At 71.1% G+C, this 16903-nt stretch carries 15 protein-coding genes; 4 read left to right on the top strand and 11 right to left on the bottom strand.

All coding sequences use genetic code 11. From position 1 onward, the window contains the following. Nucleotides 1-35 precede the first annotated feature (35 nt). From BZB76_RS31585 to BZB76_RS31560, 6 genes are all read right to left on the bottom strand, one after another. Entirely contained in the window at nucleotides 36-1715 is a 1680-nt protein-coding gene (locus BZB76_RS31585) for an ABC transporter ATP-binding protein (protein WP_121438098.1), read from the bottom strand. Between the two features lie 7 nt (nucleotides 1716-1722). Beyond that, on the bottom strand, nucleotides 1723-3495 hold the full coding sequence (locus tag BZB76_RS31580; RefSeq protein WP_121438097.1) for an ABC transporter ATP-binding protein: 1773 nt from the start codon (nucleotides 3493-3495) through the stop codon (nucleotides 1723-1725). 4 nt (nucleotides 3496-3499) lie between these two features. Next, entirely contained in the window at nucleotides 3500-4549 is a 1050-nt protein-coding gene (locus tag BZB76_RS31575; RefSeq protein WP_121438096.1) for an iron-siderophore ABC transporter substrate-binding protein, read from the bottom strand. Between the two features lie 81 nt (nucleotides 4550-4630). Continuing rightward, a complete protein-coding gene (locus BZB76_RS31570; RefSeq protein WP_121438095.1) occupies nucleotides 4631-5515 on the bottom strand; it encodes an ABC transporter ATP-binding protein in 885 nt (294 codons plus the stop codon). A 23-nt stretch (nucleotides 5516-5538) separates the two neighbouring features. Next, a complete protein-coding gene (locus tag BZB76_RS31565; protein ID WP_121438094.1) occupies nucleotides 5539-6609 on the bottom strand; it encodes a FecCD family ABC transporter permease in 1071 nt (356 codons plus the stop codon). After that, complete coding sequence (locus tag BZB76_RS31560) at nucleotides 6606-7685, bottom strand: FecCD family ABC transporter permease (protein WP_121438093.1); 1080 nt, start codon at nucleotides 7683-7685, stop codon at nucleotides 6606-6608. The genes BZB76_RS31565 and BZB76_RS31560 overlap by 4 nt, the downstream gene beginning before the upstream one ends. Before the next feature lie 207 nt (nucleotides 7686-7892). Between BZB76_RS31560 and BZB76_RS31555 the strand changes: the two genes are divergently transcribed. Both BZB76_RS31555 and BZB76_RS31550 read left to right on the top strand, forming a co-directional pair. Continuing rightward, nucleotides 7893-8522 (top strand): ClpP family protease, encoded by a 630-nt coding sequence (locus BZB76_RS31555; RefSeq protein ID WP_121438092.1) that lies wholly within the window; start codon nucleotides 7893-7895, stop codon nucleotides 8520-8522. Next, on the top strand, nucleotides 8519-9121 hold the full coding sequence (locus BZB76_RS31550; protein WP_121438091.1) for a ClpP family protease: 603 nt from the start codon (nucleotides 8519-8521) through the stop codon (nucleotides 9119-9121). Before BZB76_RS31555 ends, BZB76_RS31550 begins: the two co-directional genes overlap by 4 nt. Nucleotides 9122-9129: 8 nt before the next feature. Here BZB76_RS31550 and BZB76_RS31545 read toward each other — a convergent pair whose 3' ends face one another. Continuing rightward, complete coding sequence (locus BZB76_RS31545) at nucleotides 9130-9513, bottom strand: helix-turn-helix domain-containing protein (protein ID WP_121438090.1); 384 nt, start codon at nucleotides 9511-9513, stop codon at nucleotides 9130-9132. 166 nt (nucleotides 9514-9679) lie between these two features. Between BZB76_RS31545 and BZB76_RS31540 the strand changes: the two genes are divergently transcribed. Both BZB76_RS31540 and BZB76_RS31535 read left to right on the top strand, forming a co-directional pair. Next, a complete protein-coding gene (locus BZB76_RS31540) occupies nucleotides 9680-10258 on the top strand; it encodes a hypothetical protein (RefSeq protein WP_121438089.1) in 579 nt (192 codons plus the stop codon). Nucleotides 10259-10295: 37 nt separating this feature from the next. Next, nucleotides 10296-12164, top strand: a complete 1869-nt coding sequence (locus BZB76_RS31535) for a serine/threonine-protein kinase (protein WP_170180851.1) — start codon at nucleotides 10296-10298, stop codon at nucleotides 12162-12164. Here the strand turns inward: BZB76_RS31535 and BZB76_RS31530 are convergent. From BZB76_RS31530 to BZB76_RS31515, 4 genes are read right to left on the bottom strand one after another with little or no spacing between them, the layout of a single operon-like run. Beyond that, complete coding sequence (locus BZB76_RS31530; protein ID WP_121438087.1) at nucleotides 12104-13363, bottom strand: hypothetical protein; 1260 nt, start codon at nucleotides 13361-13363, stop codon at nucleotides 12104-12106. The two genes, BZB76_RS31535 and BZB76_RS31530, sit on opposite strands and share 61 nt — an antisense overlap. Beyond that, nucleotides 13360-14895: an asparagine synthase-related protein gene (locus tag BZB76_RS31525; protein ID WP_170180850.1), complete on the bottom strand. Its 1536-nt coding sequence runs from the start codon at nucleotides 14893-14895 to the stop codon at nucleotides 13360-13362. The genes BZB76_RS31530 and BZB76_RS31525 overlap by 4 nt, the downstream gene beginning before the upstream one ends. Next, nucleotides 14892-16025, bottom strand: coding sequence for a cyclophane-forming radical SAM/SPASM peptide maturase GrrM/OscB (gene grrM / locus BZB76_RS31520; protein WP_121438085.1), 1134 nt, complete (start codon nucleotides 16023-16025; stop codon nucleotides 14892-14894). Before grrM ends, BZB76_RS31525 begins: the two co-directional genes overlap by 4 nt. Continuing rightward, the gene (locus BZB76_RS31515; protein WP_121438084.1) at nucleotides 16022-16867 is read right to left on the bottom strand and encodes a hypothetical protein; all 846 of its coding nucleotides are present in this window, start codon (nucleotides 16865-16867) and stop codon (nucleotides 16022-16024) included. Before BZB76_RS31515 ends, grrM begins: the two co-directional genes overlap by 4 nt. Between the last annotated feature and the right edge of the window lie 36 nt (nucleotides 16868-16903).

Raw genomic sequence — 16903 nt, 5'->3', positions numbered from 1 at the left:
CTCCAAGGAAGGTTGGCTTGCGCCGCGTTCTGTGATCAACGGGTTATGGCCTGGCGGTAGGTGGGGTTGGTGTTGAGGAGGATGCGGTGGGTGCCTTCGGTGGTGATGGCGCCGTCGTCCAGGACGAGCACGCGGTCGGCGGCGTCCAGGAGAGTCGGGCTGCTGGTGAGGACGACTGTGGTGCGGCCACGGCGCAGGGTGGCCAGGTTGCGGGCGATGAGTTGTTCGGTGACGGCGTCGACCGCGGTCGTCGGGTCGTGCAGGACGAGGACGGCCGGGTCGGCGGCCAGGGCGCGGGCCAGGGAGAGGCGTTGGCGTTGGCCGCCGGAGAGGTTCGCGCCGCGGTCGCGGACGGCGTGGTCGAGGCCCTCGCGGTGAAGGGCGACGACGTCGGTCAGCAGGGACGCCTCGACGGCCTCGTCGACCAGACGGCCAGTGCCGGAAGGGTCGATGTTGGTGCGGAGGGTGCCCGCGAAGATCTCCGCATGGGACGGGTTCACCAGCAGGTGTTCGCGGAGGGCCTCGATCGACAGGTCCGCTGTTTCCCGTCCGCCGACTCGTATCGCTCCTTCGTAGGCGTGTGGCGGGACGTTCATGGAGAGGAGCGCCAGGAGGTCTGCCGCGGCGCCGGGTTGGTAGGCGGCGATGGCCGTGAACTTGCCTGCGGGCACGTGGAAGCTCAGTTTGTGCAGGGAGCCGTACTGGACGCCGTCCAACTCCAGGCCGCCGTCGGCGTCAGGGCGGTCCGAGCCCGGCGTCATCACCGGTGGCGCGGCCAGGACCAGGGCCATTCGTTCGGCGGACGCGCGGGCCACCATGATGTACTTCGGCATTTCCGAGAACAGTTTCAACGGTTCCATGATGAACTGCGCCAGCCCCACGGCCATGACGAGTTCTCCGGTGGTGATCTGGCCCTGGAACGCGAGGTGGCCCGCCAGCAGGGTCACGGCGGCGGCGAGGAGTGCGTTCAGTGCCAGGGCGGCGCCCGCATAGGCGCCGTTCGCCCTCGCGACGGTGACCGCCTGGTTTCTCGCCTCCGTGCTGACCGTCCGGTAGGAGCGGAACGCGGCGTGGTTGCCGCCGAAGCCGTGCAGGGGGCGCAGGCCCGTGATCAGGTCGGTGACCTTGGCGCCCGCACGCGCCACCCGGGCCTGTTGTTCACGGGTGGACGAGCCGATCCGTTTCGACAGGACGCTCAGGATCGTCAGCAGCCCGACCGTCCCGACGATCACGAGCAGGCCGAGGCCGAGGTCGGCCAGACCCAGTGCGACCGTGGCGATCAGGACGGCGACGAGTGAGCTGACCAGCAGCGGCACCACTTCGATGATGTCGGCGGTCTGGTCGGCGTCCTCGGTCGCGATGGTCAGCACTTCACCGGACTTGAGGTCGACGTCGCGGGCCACCGGCTGGAGTCCGCGGGCCGCGACCCGGACCCGCCAGCGGTGCGCCTCCGTCGTCCCGGCCTTCTGCAGGATGCGCATGCCGAACCGCCACGAGAACGAGACCGTTGTGATGATCACGCCGAGGGCGGCGATGGAGAGGGCGAGGGCGCCGAGGCTCCGGTCCCGCATCGTGTGTTCGACGATCAGGCCGAGCGCGATGGGGAAGGCGGTCTCGCCCGCCTGGTAGAGGCCGAGGAGGAGGGTGCCCCAGGTCATGGGGGCGGCGTTGCGGCGCAGCGCGGTTCGGAGAATCGAGGTTCCGGTGGGTGTCATCGTGTGTTCAGCCGCCCGCCCGCCAGGCCCGCCACAGGCGCGCGTACCGGCCGTCGAGCGCGACCAGTTCGTCGTGGGTACCCTGCTCCACCACGCGTCCGGCGTCCAGGACGGCGATGCGGTCGGCCGCCGTCGCCTGGGTCAGACGGTGGGCCACGAACAGCGTGGTGCGGCCCCGGCAGGCGGCGTGGACGGCCCGTTCGAGTTCGGCGGCGCCCTGGCTGCCCGCTTCCGCGGTCGACTCGTCCAGCACCACGACCGGCGACCGGTTCAGGACGAGCCGGGCCAGGGCGATCTGGGTGGCCTTGGTGGCGTCGAGACGTTCGCCGCCCTCGCCGACCAGCGTGTTCAGGCCGTCCGGGAGCGTGTCGACCCATCCGACCGTGCGCAACGCGTCCATCAGTTCGTCGTCGGACGCGTTCGGGGCGGCCAAGCGTAGATCGTCGGCGAGGGAGCCGGAGAACACATGTGTCTCCTGCGTCAGGATGCTGACCAGGGAACGCGCCCCGGCCTCGTCCAACTCGGCGAGGTCGGTCGAGCCGATGCACACCGATCCGGACTGCGGGGTGCCGATGCCCGCGATGAGCGCGGCCAGCGTCGACTTCCCGGCGCCTGTCGCGCCGACCAGTGCGAGCGAGCCGCCCGCCGGGATCGTCAGGGTGACGTCCCGGAGGACGGGCTCTTCATTGCCGGGATAGGTGAACGTCAGGCCCTCGACCATGACCGGGAGGGCGGCGATGTCCGTGGACGGGACATCGCCGACCAGGTTTCCGGACGGCGCCTCCTTCAGCACCCCGACGAGACGGGTGAGGCTCGCGCCCGACTTCTGGGCCTCGTCGAAGGTGAACATGATGGAGCCGAGCGGGTTGAACAGGCGGTGGAACAGCAGCGGCGCCGCCGACACGTCGCCGAGGGTGGCGGCGTCGGCCTCCAGCAGCGCGTATCCGACCACGATGATCAGGACGAGTCCGATGTACTCGGCGCGGTTCTCCCTCCCGACGAAACGGCCGAAGAGGCGGAACACCTCGATGCCGAGATCGCGCACCCGCCATGACTCGCGGGTCACGTTCGCGCGGAAGGCGTCCTCAAGGCGGTACGCCCGGACGGTGTCGATGCCCTCCAGGCCGCTGATCAACTCTTGGGCGCGGTCGGCCTGCGCGGCGCGTTGCCGCTGGTAGAGCGGCGCCGACCTGGGGAGATACCAGCGCAGGGCCAGCGCGTAGGCGGGGAGCGCACCGGCGCCCGCCAGGCCGAGGCGCCAGTCGAGGCCGAACATTCCGGCGATGGCGATGGCGACCAGCACCCCCGCCGAGAAGACCGTGGGGACGGCCGTGCGGATGCCCTTCGACAGGACGGCGACGTCGTCGCCGACGCGGGAGAGCACGTCACCCCTGCCGACCTGTTCGATCCGCGCGCTCGGCATGCCCAGCACCGCGCGGACGGCGCCCTCCCGCAGCCGCGCGAGCAGGTCCGCGCCGAGTCGTCCGATCAGGTATGTCGACACGGCGGTGGCCGCCGTGCCGAGCGGCACGGCGGCCAGGAGAAGGGCGCCGATCGTGATGAGGGTCGACTGTGGTGCGCCTTCGACGACGTTGTCGACCACCCGGCCCAGCAGGAGGACGGGAAGTACCTGGAACGCCGCCCCGGCCACCGTGGTGAGCACGGCGGCGGCGGTGAGCCAGGGCGTCTCACGGCAGTGCGCGGCGACCCATCGCGTGGCCTCGCGCCCGGTCGCCGTGTGCAGGACGGACGGGGCGAGGCGCGTGCCGGTGGCGCCCATGCACCTACGCGGCCGACTCGACGATCTCGTCGATCGCGTAGGGGAGGGACAGCAGCGTGCCCTGGGACATGGCCGCGCCGATCGCCGGGCCCTCGCTGTCCAGCAGGTACGACACCTTCCCGTTCTTGACGGCGGTGAGGTTGTTGAACAGCTCGAACTTCTTCAGGCCCTCCTGGTCGGCCTTGTCGTTGACGACGAAGATGCGGTCGACGTCGATGAGGTCGATGCGCTCGGGTGACAGCTCGGTGAAGAACTTCCCGCCCGCGATCTTGTCGATCTCGGTGGCGCCCTTGAAGCCGATGCCGGTGACGAGCCGTCCCCGGACGTCGGTGGTGGTGAACGGGGCGATCTTGTTCTTGTACCAGGAGATGACGACGGCGGTCTGGTTCGCGAACTCCGGGTGCGCCTTACGGGCGGCGTCGAGCTTGCCCTGGATGTCGCCGACCATCTTGGTGCCCTCGGCCTCCTTGCCGAGGGCCTTGGCGATGTGCACCGCGTTGTCCTGCCACGGCGCGCTGAACGGCTCCTTCTCGGCCTTGGTCCGTCCCACCGTCGGGGCGATCTTGGAGAGCTTGTCATAGGCGGCCCGGTCGATCTCGGAGTAGACCGCGATGATCAGGTCGGGACGCAGCGCGGCGATCTTCTCGAAGTTGGGGCCGGAGTCGCCGTTGTTCATGATGACCTCGGGACGGGTGTCGCCCCATTTGTCCTTCACCCAGGGCCACTGGGTGTTGATGTCGGGGGTCTTGCCCGGCGGGTTCGGGTACTGGTCGACCATGCCGACCGGCTTGATGCCGAACGCGAGGATGGCCTGGTCGTCGGTGTAGCCGACGGACACGACCCGCTTGGGCGCCTTGGTGATCTTCGTGGTGCCGAAGTAGTGCTCCACGGTGACGGGGAACACGCCGCCCGCGGTGCCCTGGGCGCCGTCGCCGGAGTCGTCGCCCGAGTCGGAGCCGCATCCGGCGAGGAGGCTCGTGCCGAGGATCACGGCGGAAAGGATCGCCGCCCACCGCCGCCAGGAACTCGTGAGGGTCGTTGCTTGCAGGGGCATGCGCAATCCTTGATTGTGTACTGTCCTAATTGCCTGATCAAGGCGGGAACACCCTAGCAGGGCGAATTAGGGTAGGCTCACCTAACTATCTGTTGCGTCCCTCACGGTCGTTCCGGCCGGGTCGGCGAGGTCGGGACGGACGTGGGCGCGGCCGATCGGCACGATGAGCGGCCGGTCCCCCACCGGATCGTCGATCACCTCGGCACGCAGCCCGAACGCCTCGTGCAGCAGCTCGGCGGTGATGACGTCCCGTGGATGCCCCTGCGCCAGGATCGAGCCCGCCTTCATCACGATCAGGTTGTCGCTGTAGCGCACGGCCAGATTGAGATCGTGCAGGACCATCACCACGGTGCGGCCCGACTCGTGCAGGTCGTCCACCAGGTCCAGGACGTCGATCGAGTACGCCAGGTCGAGGTACGTCGTCGGCTCGTCCAGCAGCAACAGGTCGGTGCCCTGCGCCAGGATCATCGAGATCCAGACGCGTTGGCGCTGCCCGCCGGACAGCGCGTCCACCGGACGGTCCGCCAGGTCCGACACCTCCGTCATGGCGAGGGCGCGCTCCACGACGTCGGCGTCGTCCGACGACCACTGCCGTAGCCAGCCCTGGTGCGGGTGGCGGCCCCGCGCGACGAGGTCGGCCACCGTCAACCCCTCCGGCGCGACCGGCGCCTGAGGAAGCAGGCCGAGTTTCTTCGCCACGTCCTTCGTCTTGAGGCCGACGATGTCGGCGCCGTCCAGCACGACCGTTCCCCTGGACGGCCTGAGCAGCCGCGACAGCGTCCGTAGCAGGGTCGACTTGCCACAGCCGTTGGGTCCGATGATCGTCGTGATCACGCCGGACGGGATCTGCACGTCCAGACCGTCGATGACCGTCCGGCCGCCGTAGCCGACCGCGACGTCCCGGGCGGCGAGACGCGCGGCGCCGGCCTCGTCGGTTCCGAGGGCCGGGTCGTTCGCATGGTCCACCTTGGTCTGCCTTCGTCTCACCGTCACACCACCTGTCTCCGGTTCGCCCGCACCAGCAGATAGACCAGGAAGGGCCCGCCGATCGCCGCGGTGACCACGCCGACCGGCAGCGTGACCGGCAACAACGTCCGCGCCACCAGGTCGGAACCGATCAGCAGCACCGCGCCCACCAGCCCGGACGCCAGCAGCGGCGGGGTCGGGCAGCGCACCAACCGCATCGCCACCTGTGGTGTCACCAGCGCGACGAACGGGACCGGGCCCGCCGCGCTCACCGCCACACCGGCCAGCAGTACCGCGCACAGCAACATGACCGCGCGCACCGTCGCGTACCGGACGCCCAGTCCCGCGGCGACCTCGTCACCGAAGTGCATCGGCCTGAACTGGAACGCGGCACCGGCCACGACGGCCAGCAGGACGAGGGTGCACCCGAGCGCCACCGTGACCGTGTCCCATGACCGGCCGTCCAGCGAGCCGATGAGCCACACCTGGGCGCGGGCCACGTCGGTGATGTCGGCCGTGGCCAGCAGCCATGTCGTGACCGCCTGCATCAGGGCGCTGACCGAGACGCCGATGAGGATGAGCCGGAAGCCGTCGATTCCGCGCCGCCACGCCAGCAGGTAGACCAGCAGTCCGGTGCCGAGACCGCCCGCGAGCGACGCCGCGGACACGCCCACCGAACCGGCGATCGCCGCGGTCGTGCCGCCCGACACCGTCAGCAGCAGGACCGCGACCGCACCGGCGCCCTGGGTGATGCCCAGAACGTCCGGGCTGGCCAGCGGGTTACGCGCGAGGGACTGCGTGATCGCACCCGACACACCGAGCGCGAGGCCCACGACGAGCCCGGCCAGCGCGCGCGGCAACCGCAGGTCCATGATGACGAACCGGTCGAACCGCTCGCCGCCGCCGAACAGCGTGGCGATCACCCGGGGCAGGGCGATGGGGAAGTCACCGGCGCCGATGGACAGGCAGAACACCAGAAAGGTCGCCGCGGCCAGCAGCAGCGTGACGAGCACGTTCCAAGGGCGCCACACGAACGACACGCGTCCGAGTCGCACGCCGGGCGTGATGGGCCGTCGGAGGTCGGTGTCGTTCATGCGTTCCTGAACTTCCCGCGCCACACCAGGGCCGCGAAGAACGGGGCGCCGACGAGCGCGACGACGATGCCCGCGTCCAGCTCGCCGGGACGCACGACCAGGCGGCCCACGATGTCGCACACCATGAGGACGACCGCGCCGAGCAGCCCCGCGTACGGGACCAGCCAGCGGTAGTCGGGCCCGGTCACGTAGCGGGCGACATGGGCCACCATGAGTCCGAGGAACGCGATGGGGCCGCACGCGGCCGTCGCCGCGCCCGCCAGCAGCGTGATGGCGACGATGGCGACCGTCCGGCTGACCGCGATGTTCACGCCCATCGCCCGCGCGATGTCGTCCCCCAGGTTGAGCAGGTTGACGGCGGGCAGCGTGGCCAGGGCCAGGACGAGCCCGACCACGACGAACGCGGTCACCGGCCAGATGACGCGGAACCCGACACCGGCCACGGTGCCCGCGTTCCAGAACCGCAGCGCGTTCAGCGACTGCCGGTCCGACAGCGCGATCGCCGTGGTCATCGCCGCGAGGAAGACCGCGACCCCCTGCCCGGCGAGGACGAGCGTCAGCGGGTTGCCCGCGCCCCGGCCGATGCTCGCCAGCCCGAACACGACCACGCCGGACGCCGCCGCACCCATGAACGCGAACCAGACGTACTGGAACGGGCTGGTGAACCCGAACAGGGCGATCACCGACACGACTCCGAACGAGGCACCGGCGTTCACGCCCAGCAGTCCCGTGTCCGCGATCGGGTTGCGGGTGCATCCCTGGATCAGCGCGCCGCCGACTCCCAGCGCGATACCCGCGACGACCGCGAGGACCGTCCGGGGCACCCGCACTGTTCGCACGATGAGCCTGATCTCGGTGAGCCGCTGGTCGGGGTCCGGGGCGGCGAACAGTCCGTGCCAGACCTCGCCGGGGCTCAACGACCGCGCCCCGATGGCCAGCGACGCGGCGACCGAGACCGCGAGAAGCGCCACGAGGACACCCAGTCCCGTGACCCGCCGTCGGCGCGTCGCCGCGCTTCCGGAGGCGACCCCGGACGCCGGACCGGACGCGAGCCGCTTCTCCTTGACCGCGCTCATCAACGTCCGCCGAGTCCGGTCAGCACCACTTTCCTCCGAAATCGGCTACCGAATAAGGGGAGCCTAACCTGATCAGTCGTCACAGGTCATCGCGGCCCCGGACTTCGGAACCTCCTCGTTCGGCCGGACGGGGCTCGCTGCTGTGAGCGGATCTGCCGTGGGCGGATATGTCTGTGTCCGGTGCGCGCGTCGCCGCAGAGTGAAGGCATGAGCGAGGAACAGGTAATCCCGTTGTTCAACGAACGAGCGCGGCGCGAGCTGTACCAGCAACGTGTTCTCGTCCTCGACGGCGCGCTCGACGACGACAACGGCACGCTGCTGATGACCCAACTGATCACCTTGGCGAGGGAGGACGCGTCGCGGGACATCGCGCTGTGGATCCACTCCCCCGGCGGGTCGGTGCCGTCGATGCTCGCGATCCGCGACGTCATGCGGCTCCTCCCGTGCGACGTGTCCACGGTGGTGCTCGGCATCGCCTACAGCGCCGGGCAGTTCCTGCTGTCGTCCGGGACGCGCGGCAAGCGCCTCGCCCTGCCGCACTCCCGAGTGCTGATGCACCAGGGCTCCGCCGGGATCGCCGGGGCCGCCGTCGACATCGAACTTCAGGCGGGCGACCTGCGCCACACCCGCGACACGGTGCTCGGGCTCATCGCCGAGGACACCGGCCAATCCCTGGAGCGGGTCTTCGAGGACTCGTTGCACGACCGCTGGTACACGGCGCGCGAAGCGCTCGACTACGGGTTCGTCGACGCGATCGTCAGCGACTTCGACGAACTCGTGCCGTCCGACCGCCGCCCCGCCGGGCTCGGCCTCCCCTCGGAAGGAGCCCTCCGATGAGCACCTACACGATCCCGAACGTCATCGCGCAGCACCCGCGCGGTGAGCGGATCATGGACGTCTACTCGCATCTGCTGACGGAACGGATCATCTACCTCGGCACGGCCATCGACGCCGGAGTCGCGAACGCCCTGGTCGCGCAGCTGCTGTACCTGGAGTCCGACAGCCCCGAACGCGACATCCAGCTGTACATCAACTGCGAGGGCGGGGACCCGAGCGCGATGCTGGCCGTGTACGACACGTTGCGCTACATCCGTCCGCAGGTCGCGACGACATGCGTCGGGCAGGCGGTCGCCGTCGGCGCCGTGCTTCTCGCCGCGGGCACCCCCGGCAAACGCGCCGCGCTGCCCCACACCCGCGTCGTCCTGCACCAGCCGATGGGACAGAGCCGCGGCGCGATCCCCGACCTGATCCTCCAGGCGGACGAGGTCGTCCGGGTGCGCGCCGACATCGAGAGCATCCTCTCCCGGCACACCGGGCAGGACACCGCGACGCTGCGCGCCGACACCGACCGCGACCGCGTGTTCACCGCGAGGACCGCGCTGGACTACGGCCTCATCGACCACGTGATCGAGGAGCGGCAGCCCGTCGGCGTGTAGGGACGCGCCTACGCGGCCAGGGCGTAGGCGGTGGCCTGGCAGGTCGCGCCCATCGGCGGGGTTCCGGTCGGCGCGGCCAGCAGGCCCGTCGCGACCGCGAGCGTCAGGTCGCCGAGCGTCGTGCCGAGGGCACCGGCCACCGCCGCGATCATCTCGCTGGACGGCTCCTTGACGCCGCGTTCCATCTCGGACAGGTACTGCGGCGAGACCCCGGCGCGGCGGGCGGTCTCGACCAGCGTCTCACCGCGGTCGAGACGCAGCCCCCTCAGGCACTGGCCGAGGGCGTCGCGCCACAGCGGCTCGGTCGGTCGGCGCGATGGGTCCGGCTCGTGCGTCGTCTCGTCATCGGGCGTACGCGGACGGGTGGTCTCGGGACGGGTGGTCTCGGCCATGCGCACATCGTAAGTCGGCGTCGCCGTCGCGTCTCCCCCGTTCCGCCGACCGCGGAACACCAAGTCTTTTAGCCACAAACGGTCATGTGATCGGCACCTCATCGGGCATTCCGGACGGCCGCGAAGTGGTGAAATGCTCCGAGATCGGTTGCGGGGAGGATGGGGCATGTACCGACGTTCGGGCTTCGTGGTCGCGATGGTCGCCGGTGTGGTGGTGGTGAGTGCGTGCGGAAGCGGCGGGTCGGACGCCGGTCCGACGGCCGCCGCAAGCCCGTCGTCCGCGGGCGGCACTCCGTCCGCCTCCGCCTCGCCGGGCACCGCACCCGACGGGCCGGTCTTTCTCGGACCCACCGGGTACGGCACGGTCCAACTCGGGATGAGCAGGGACAAGGCCGAGTCCACCGGCTTGATCACGGTCAAGACCGAGCCGCCGGGCGCGATGGGGTGCGGCACGTTCGACCTCAGGAAGTTCCCCCAGAAGAAGTCGAGCGCCGGAGGGTACTTCTCCGCCGAACTCGGCATCGCGTCGATCTTCGCCGTGGAGGACATGCGCACGCCCGAGGGCATCGCGCTCGGATCGTCCACCGCCGAGGTCGAGAAGGCGTATCCGAAGCTGCGGAAGGGCCCGAACGCCTCGTTCACCGTCGTGCCGGGCAATCCGAAGGCGGTGTACACGTTCCTGATCGATGGCGGACGCGTCCAGGAACTGGTCCTCGACCTGGCCGAACAGACCTGCCACAACTGAGGACCGCGCCACCGTCGTTCGGGCTACAGGAGAGCAAGTGGGGAACTGGCAGATCTCCGGGTTCCGTGAGGTGCGGGAACTCGGTGCCGGGGCGCAGGGACGGGTCGTCCTGGCGCAGCATGAGGAATCGGGTCATCCGGTCGCGGTGAAATACGTTTCGGCGCGGGCGGACGAGTCCACCCTGGCCGGGCTGCGGCATGAGGCGAAGATGCTGGCCCAGGTGTCCAGCCCGCATGTCGCCCGGCTGTACCAGCTGGTCGAGAGCGCGCAGGGCAGCGCGATCGTGATGGAGGCCGTGAACGGCGTCTCGCTGAAGGAGATCCTCAAGGAGTACGGGCGGCTGGAGCCGACGGCGGCGCTGACCGTCCTGAAGGGGTCCCTGCTCGGGCTGGCGGCGGCGCACGCGGTCGGGGTCGTCCACCGCGACTACAAGCCCGCGAACGTGGTGGTGCCCGAGGACGGGCGCAGCAAGCTCATCGACTTCGGCATCGCGTCCGTCGCCGGTTCCGCGTCGCGGTCGGGCACGCCGCTCTACATGGCGCCCGAGCAGTGGCTGGGCGCGGAGGCCGGACCGTCCACCGACGTCTACGCGGCGGCCTGCGTCTTCTACGAGTGCGTTGCGGGGATGCGCCCGTTCGGCGCCGAGACGGCGGACGGGTTGCGCGACGAACATCTCGCGGCGCCCATCCCGTTGGACGACCTTCCCGAGCCGCTGCGGCCGCTGGTCGCCAGGGGCATGGCCAAGGACCCGGATGAGCGCCACGCGGGAGCGTTGGAGTTCGTCGCGGACCTGGAGGAGACGGCGCGCACCGCGTACGGGCACGACTGGGAGCAGCGCGGTGTCCGTACCCTCGCCACCACCGCGGCGGCGCTCTCCCTGCTGTTCCCGCTGATCGCGGCCGGGTTGCCCGCGCCGGTGGCGGCAGGTGCCGGGGCGGGCGCCGCGATGAGCGCCGCCGGTACCGGGACGGCCGGAGCCGGGAGCGCGGGAGCCGGAGGAGCGGGGGCCGGGGGCGCGGGGGCCGGGGGTGCGAGTGGTGTCGCCCAGACGTCCTCGGGTTTTCTGGCCAAGGCGACCGTGGCCAAGGCCGCGGTGGTCGTCGCGGGAGCGACGGCGGCGAGCACCGTGGGCGTCGTCGCCTACCAGGCGACCCGTCCGGAGGCCGCGACGGCACCCGTGGTCACCCTGGCCACACTGAACCAGGACCATCCCGACCGGGTGTTGCGCGTCCAGAACGGCCAGTACGCGCAGATCAAGGGCATGGAGGACGCGTCGGTGCAGGCCGCCGCCAACAAGGCACTGCGCGTCCCGCTCGACCAGGCCATCGACTTCTATAAGTACTGGACGCGGACCCCCGCCCTGCGGGCCGCCTGCGGTGACGGCAGGAATCTCCTGGGCACCCGGGTGGTCAAGGGGCTGACTGGGCCGACGCTGGTGTCGGTTCGTTACGTGCCCGACTTCCAGCGCAGGTGCGGCGAGGTACCGCGCTACTTTCCCGGGTTCTCCGTCACCGTCGATCTGCGCACCGGCCGTGCGTTGACGGCCGACGACGTGTTCCAACCGGCCTCGTACAACGACGCGGGAATGATGCGCCTGTGGAACGCCATCCCGGAAGGCGAGGAGAAGCTGCAAGTACGGCGCGGCTACACCGGCACGGGCGGCTTCTTCAATCCCTTCAACCGGGAGGCGTTTCACCTGGCCGCGCGACGTCCGGAGTCTCCTCCCTGGGCGCAGCCGTTCTTCGGCGACAAGCAGTTCAACCTCGTGTTCACCGGACAGAACCTCGGTGTGGCCGGTGACCCCTTCGACTTGAGGCGCACCGCCGCCTACAGCTTCCCCATCCCCTACGCACGGGTGAAGGGGCTCTTCAAACCGGAGCTGGTCAAGCTGCTGCCCGCGTCCTGAGAGCCCATGCCGGGCAGGCCCGGCCAGGCGGTGAGGAGGTCGACGCTCGCCCGCCGTGCCGCGACCGGGTCGGCCATCCTTCGGCAGCAGTCGAGCAGCTCGGCCGCCAGCGACTCGAACCCGTCGCCGTCCTCACGGGGAAGCTCGTGGGCGATCCGGGTCAGCACCCGGGCGCGGGGCTCGGGCCGGCCCGCGCGGGCGGCGGCCCGCCGTGCCCGGTCGACCTGTCCGGTGGACGCCAGCGCGGCGGCGTAGGCGGCCAGTGCGGCGGGGTTCCACCATGCGTGGCCGATCCCGTCGGCCGAGGTCAGCGCCTCGTCGGCGAGCCGCTCCGCGGGGGTGTCCGGGCCCGTGCGCAGGAGCCGGGCGGCGCCGCGCAGGAGTGCGTCGGCCCGCCACAGCGGGTCCTCGTTTCCGCGTGCCAGCGGGACGGCGACATCGAGGTTCCCGGTCCGGAAGTAGAGGTCGGCGACGGCGGCGAGGGCCTCCGAGCGCCAGGCGAGGTACGGGACGTCGCGGGCGGCGGCGACGGCCCGCGCGGCGATCTCCTGGGCGCGTCCGGTCGCCCCGGCACGGGCCAGCGGGACGGCGATGCCGGTGAGGGCCTCGGCGCGGGCCCATGGATCGCCCAGGTCACCGGCCACGTCCGTGCCCGTGTCGACGTCTCCGGCGGCGGCGAGGGCGATGGCCACCTCCGTGAGCGCCGTGACTTCCCGGCCGGGGTACTCCACCCGTTCGCACTGTCGCCGCGCCGCGACCGCGATCTCGTGCGCGCGGCCGGGACGGGCCGCCGCGCTCAGCCGTCGCGAGATCCGCGCGAGCGCCGTGATCCGGTGCTCGCTGAAACCGATGGTGTCGGCCGTAATGAGGGCCTCGTCGACGTCGCCGCAGATCGCCGCGGTCACCGCGATCGTGCGCCGCGCCTCGGCGCGCGACCAGGGGTCGGGGACGTCGCCGGAGCGGTGCAGCGCCGTCCGCACCAGTTCGCCGGACGGGTCCCGTCCCGCCAGGACGCGGGCGATCGCGCACAGCGCCGCGATCCGCGGCCCCGGCTCGATGACGGCGTCCGCGCCGCTGATCGCCGTGTCCACCTGGCCCGCCCTGGTCAGTGCCGCCAGCAGCGCGGGCACGTTCGGGCCGGTCGGCTCCACCGGTTCCGCGCAGGCGCGCAGCAGCTCGTCGACCACGCCGGACGTCATGACACCGCCCGGTGGTCGCCGGCGAGCTGCCGGACCCGCCGCCGGTAGAGGCCGAGGGCGAGCAGGCCGAAGGTGAGATGCGGTCGTCGCCCCTCGGCGGCCTGCTCGGCGGCCAGCGCGTCGATCAACTCAGGTTGCACGAGGTCCTCCAAGCTGTCGCGGTGTTCGCGGACGAGGTCGACGAGGGGCCCGGAACGGAACATCCGCTGATCCAGGTAGTGCGGGCCGGGCGGGTGTCGGGTTCCGGTGAGCCAGTAGGCGGGCGGGGGTCTGCGGGCGAGCGTCCCGGCGGAGGCCCCGGCCTCGGGGAAGTCCAGCAGCGACGGCCACAGGCGCGCCACGCAGTACCGGTGCAGCCGACTTCCGAGTTTCCAGCGCCGGGGCAGCGCACGGACGGCCCGGACCCAGCCGGGGTCGAGGAACGGCGCCCGCCATCGGACGTGCCCGTCCAGCGAAGCCAGCTCGGCACTGATCTTGTGCCGGGCGTACTGGGTCAGGAAGAACTCGTCGGACCGGTCCAACGCCGACCCCGACGCGCGTGACGTCGAGGCGACCCGGTCCCGGACCGCCTCCGGGTGCAGGGCGTCGCGCAGCGCGGGATGGACCATCTCCAGTTCGCGCGGGGTCAGCGGCACGGGGTATCGGCGCGTGACGATCTCGGTGGCGTGCCGTCCCGGCAACGCCGCCTGACGGAGGGCGGACAGCCCACGGCCCGCGGCGTAGTAGCCGCGCGCGTACTCGCCGCCCACGCCGAGCAGAATCGGCGGGCCGTGGTCTCCGGCGGCGACGCGGAGGTGTTCCAGGCCCGCGCGGCCGGTCAACGGGAGGAGCCCGATGCCCGCGGCGTCGCCGTCAAGGGAGCCGTCCAGCAACGTCCGCGCCTCCACCCGCGTCACCACGAGCGGCAGGTCGTAGCGCCGGGCGATGGCCGAGGCGACCTCCCGGTCGAACGAGCCCGGCACTCCGGAGACGAACAGCGTGGGACGGTGCCCGAGACGCAGCAGCGCGGCGAGCAGCACCCGCGAGTCCAGCCCACCGGACATCGACAGGCCGCATTCGGCACCGGCGTCCCCGCGAACGGCGTCGACCAGGGCGCGCGCCGCCGCGTCCGCGCCTTGTTCGGCGGGGCCGGGTTCGGGTGGTGCGGGCCGGCATTCGAGCCCGCCGTCCCCGCGCGTGATGCTCACCGAACCGGGAGGCACCAGCCGGACGCCGGGATGGAACGTGTCGTCCCCGAGCGGATGCGCGAACACGAGGAAGTCCGCCACGGCCCGGTGATTCCACGCGAAGGGCAGCGTGGCGGCGACGTCCGCGAGGCGACGGCCGTGCGCCGCGCGACCGTGATGGTAGGCGACCGCGACGGATCGGGACGAGACGATGACGTCCTCGGCCGCGCCCCGGGCGACGATGACGAAGGCGCCGCCCGCGTCCACCAGCCGTTCGGCTCGTCCCTCGCGCAGAGCGGCCCGGATCGCGTCCTCGTCCAGGCGGCAGTGCCCGTGAATTCGCACCGGACCGTCAGGTCCCTTCACACGCCCGCCTCGACTTCGAGGGCCCCCAGCACCACGTCGACCACAGCCATCGTGTTCGCCTGGCAGGAGCCGGTGACCGTGCTGGCGAACGTCCCGTTCTCGGTCCACTTGTTGACCGCGGCGCCGCCGCCGCACAGCCGGAAGTAGGAGCAGGTGTCACGGCACATCGACCGGCCCCGCTCGATGTCGGCGGCCAGCCGCCGGAACCCCGGCGACCAGTCGGCCACCGCCAGCGTGACGTCGGGATCGAGCACGTTTCCCAGGACGAAGTCGTCGTAGTCGGGCGCCTTCCAGCCGAGCAGCTCCGGCGAGAAGCTGCTCATCCGCCCGTCGGTGTCCACGGAGATCAGACACAGCGGCTCGACCTGGTCGTTGCGCGTCCCCAGGCCCGCCGACAGGATCGCCTCCCGCGCGGCGGTGAACCGGCGCACCGGAATTCCGGTGCGTTCCTGCCAGCGGTACATCTCGGCCAGGAAGTCGGTGTAGGCGGCGCGGAACCCGTGCCGCCCGAACAGTTCCGAGCGGTGCTCGCCCTCGGTCTCCTCCGGGTTGAGCCCGACCGACGCGGGCCGCACGTCCTCCAGGAAGGACAGGTACTCCTCCCGGTGGGCCAGCGTCAGTTCGCTGATCACCGAGATGGTCCAGAAGGGGATGCCGCGTGAGCGGAGCACCTCGATGCCCGCCATGGTCCGCGCGTGGGTACCCTTCCCCGCGCGGGTGCGCCGGTTGGCGTCGTGCAGTTCGGCCGGGCCGTCGACGCTGACGCCCACGTCGAAGCCGAACTCCTCGAACAGGTCGCACCATCGGTCGGTGACCAGGGTGCCGTTGGTCTGCAAGGAGAAACGCACGTCCGTGAGCCCGCCGAGGGCGGCCCTTAGCGCCGTGCACGCCTCCCGGTAGAAGGAGATCGGCGCGGTCAGCGGTTCACCCGCGTGCCATCTGACCTCCAGCCGGTCGTCCAGCAGCCCGGACGCCGCCAGCACGCGGCCCGTCGCCTCGACCACGTCGAGGGACATCACCTTGCGGACGTCCCGGTCGGGCAGGTAGCAGTAGGCGCAGTCGATGTTGCAGAAGCCGGTCGGCTGGAGGATGACCCGCCGGATCGGCCCGTACTCGAACGATTCGGTCATGCGAGCGCCACCGCGCGGCGAGGCACCGAGTCCGGCAGCCCGTTGATCGTCAACAGGGAGACGTCCGGAAGGCCCTGGTCGTTGGTGGCGCCGTCATGGATCGTGTTCTGGGTGTTGCACAGGTACGCCTGCCCCGGGGCCAGGCGCACGCGCAGCACCGGGTACTCGGGGAAGAGGCGGAAGAAGGTGTCCTTCAGCGCGATCGAGGACTCCGGTACCGGCTCTCCTCGCTCGGCGAGCATCGCCAGAAGGTTCCGGACGGGCAGGTTGACGAAGTTCAGGTACCGGTCGGTGAACCCGACGTTGACCGAGCAGAGGGTCATCGCGCCCGCGCACTGGGCGAACGGAAGCCGTTGGTGGCTGTCGATGTGCAGCCCCATGTAGCCGTTGAGTCCCTCGTTGAAGCCGGTGGAGAGTTGGTCCGGACGGTGGACGACCACGTCGACGGCGCCCAACGACTCCGGCACGAGGCCCTGCCGCTCGTACAGCAGGCCGAGGATCTTCTCCTGGAAGTCGCGCAGCGCCGCCTGCTGGTCGTGGCCGGTGTCCGTGCCCGCGCCGACGCCCGGGAGCAGTCGCTCGTGGGCCTCCTTCACCATGTCCTCGCCGAAGTCGGTCACCGACACCGACGAGGCCAGGCTGACCGGTTCGCCGGGGAACAGCACGGCGGCCTCGTCCGGGCGCAACGGCCGCCAGTCGTCGCGCGCCACCACGGCTCCGGGCGCCGCGGGCTGGGACGCGGCACCGTCCAGGGGCCGTACACCGGAACTGATCTCAACTCTGTCCTGCGTGCAGGAATCGGCCAACAGATTGACGCCGAACCCCCGGCGCAGCCCCGTCATCGATCACACTCTTTCCGTCGAAGCCGTTTCGGTGCG

It is taken from the genome of Actinomadura pelletieri DSM 43383 (assembly GCF_003634705.1).
GTDB lineage: Bacteria > Actinomycetota > Actinomycetes > Streptosporangiales > Streptosporangiaceae > Spirillospora > Spirillospora pelletieri.
This window is presented reverse-complemented; position numbering and strand designations above follow the sequence as displayed.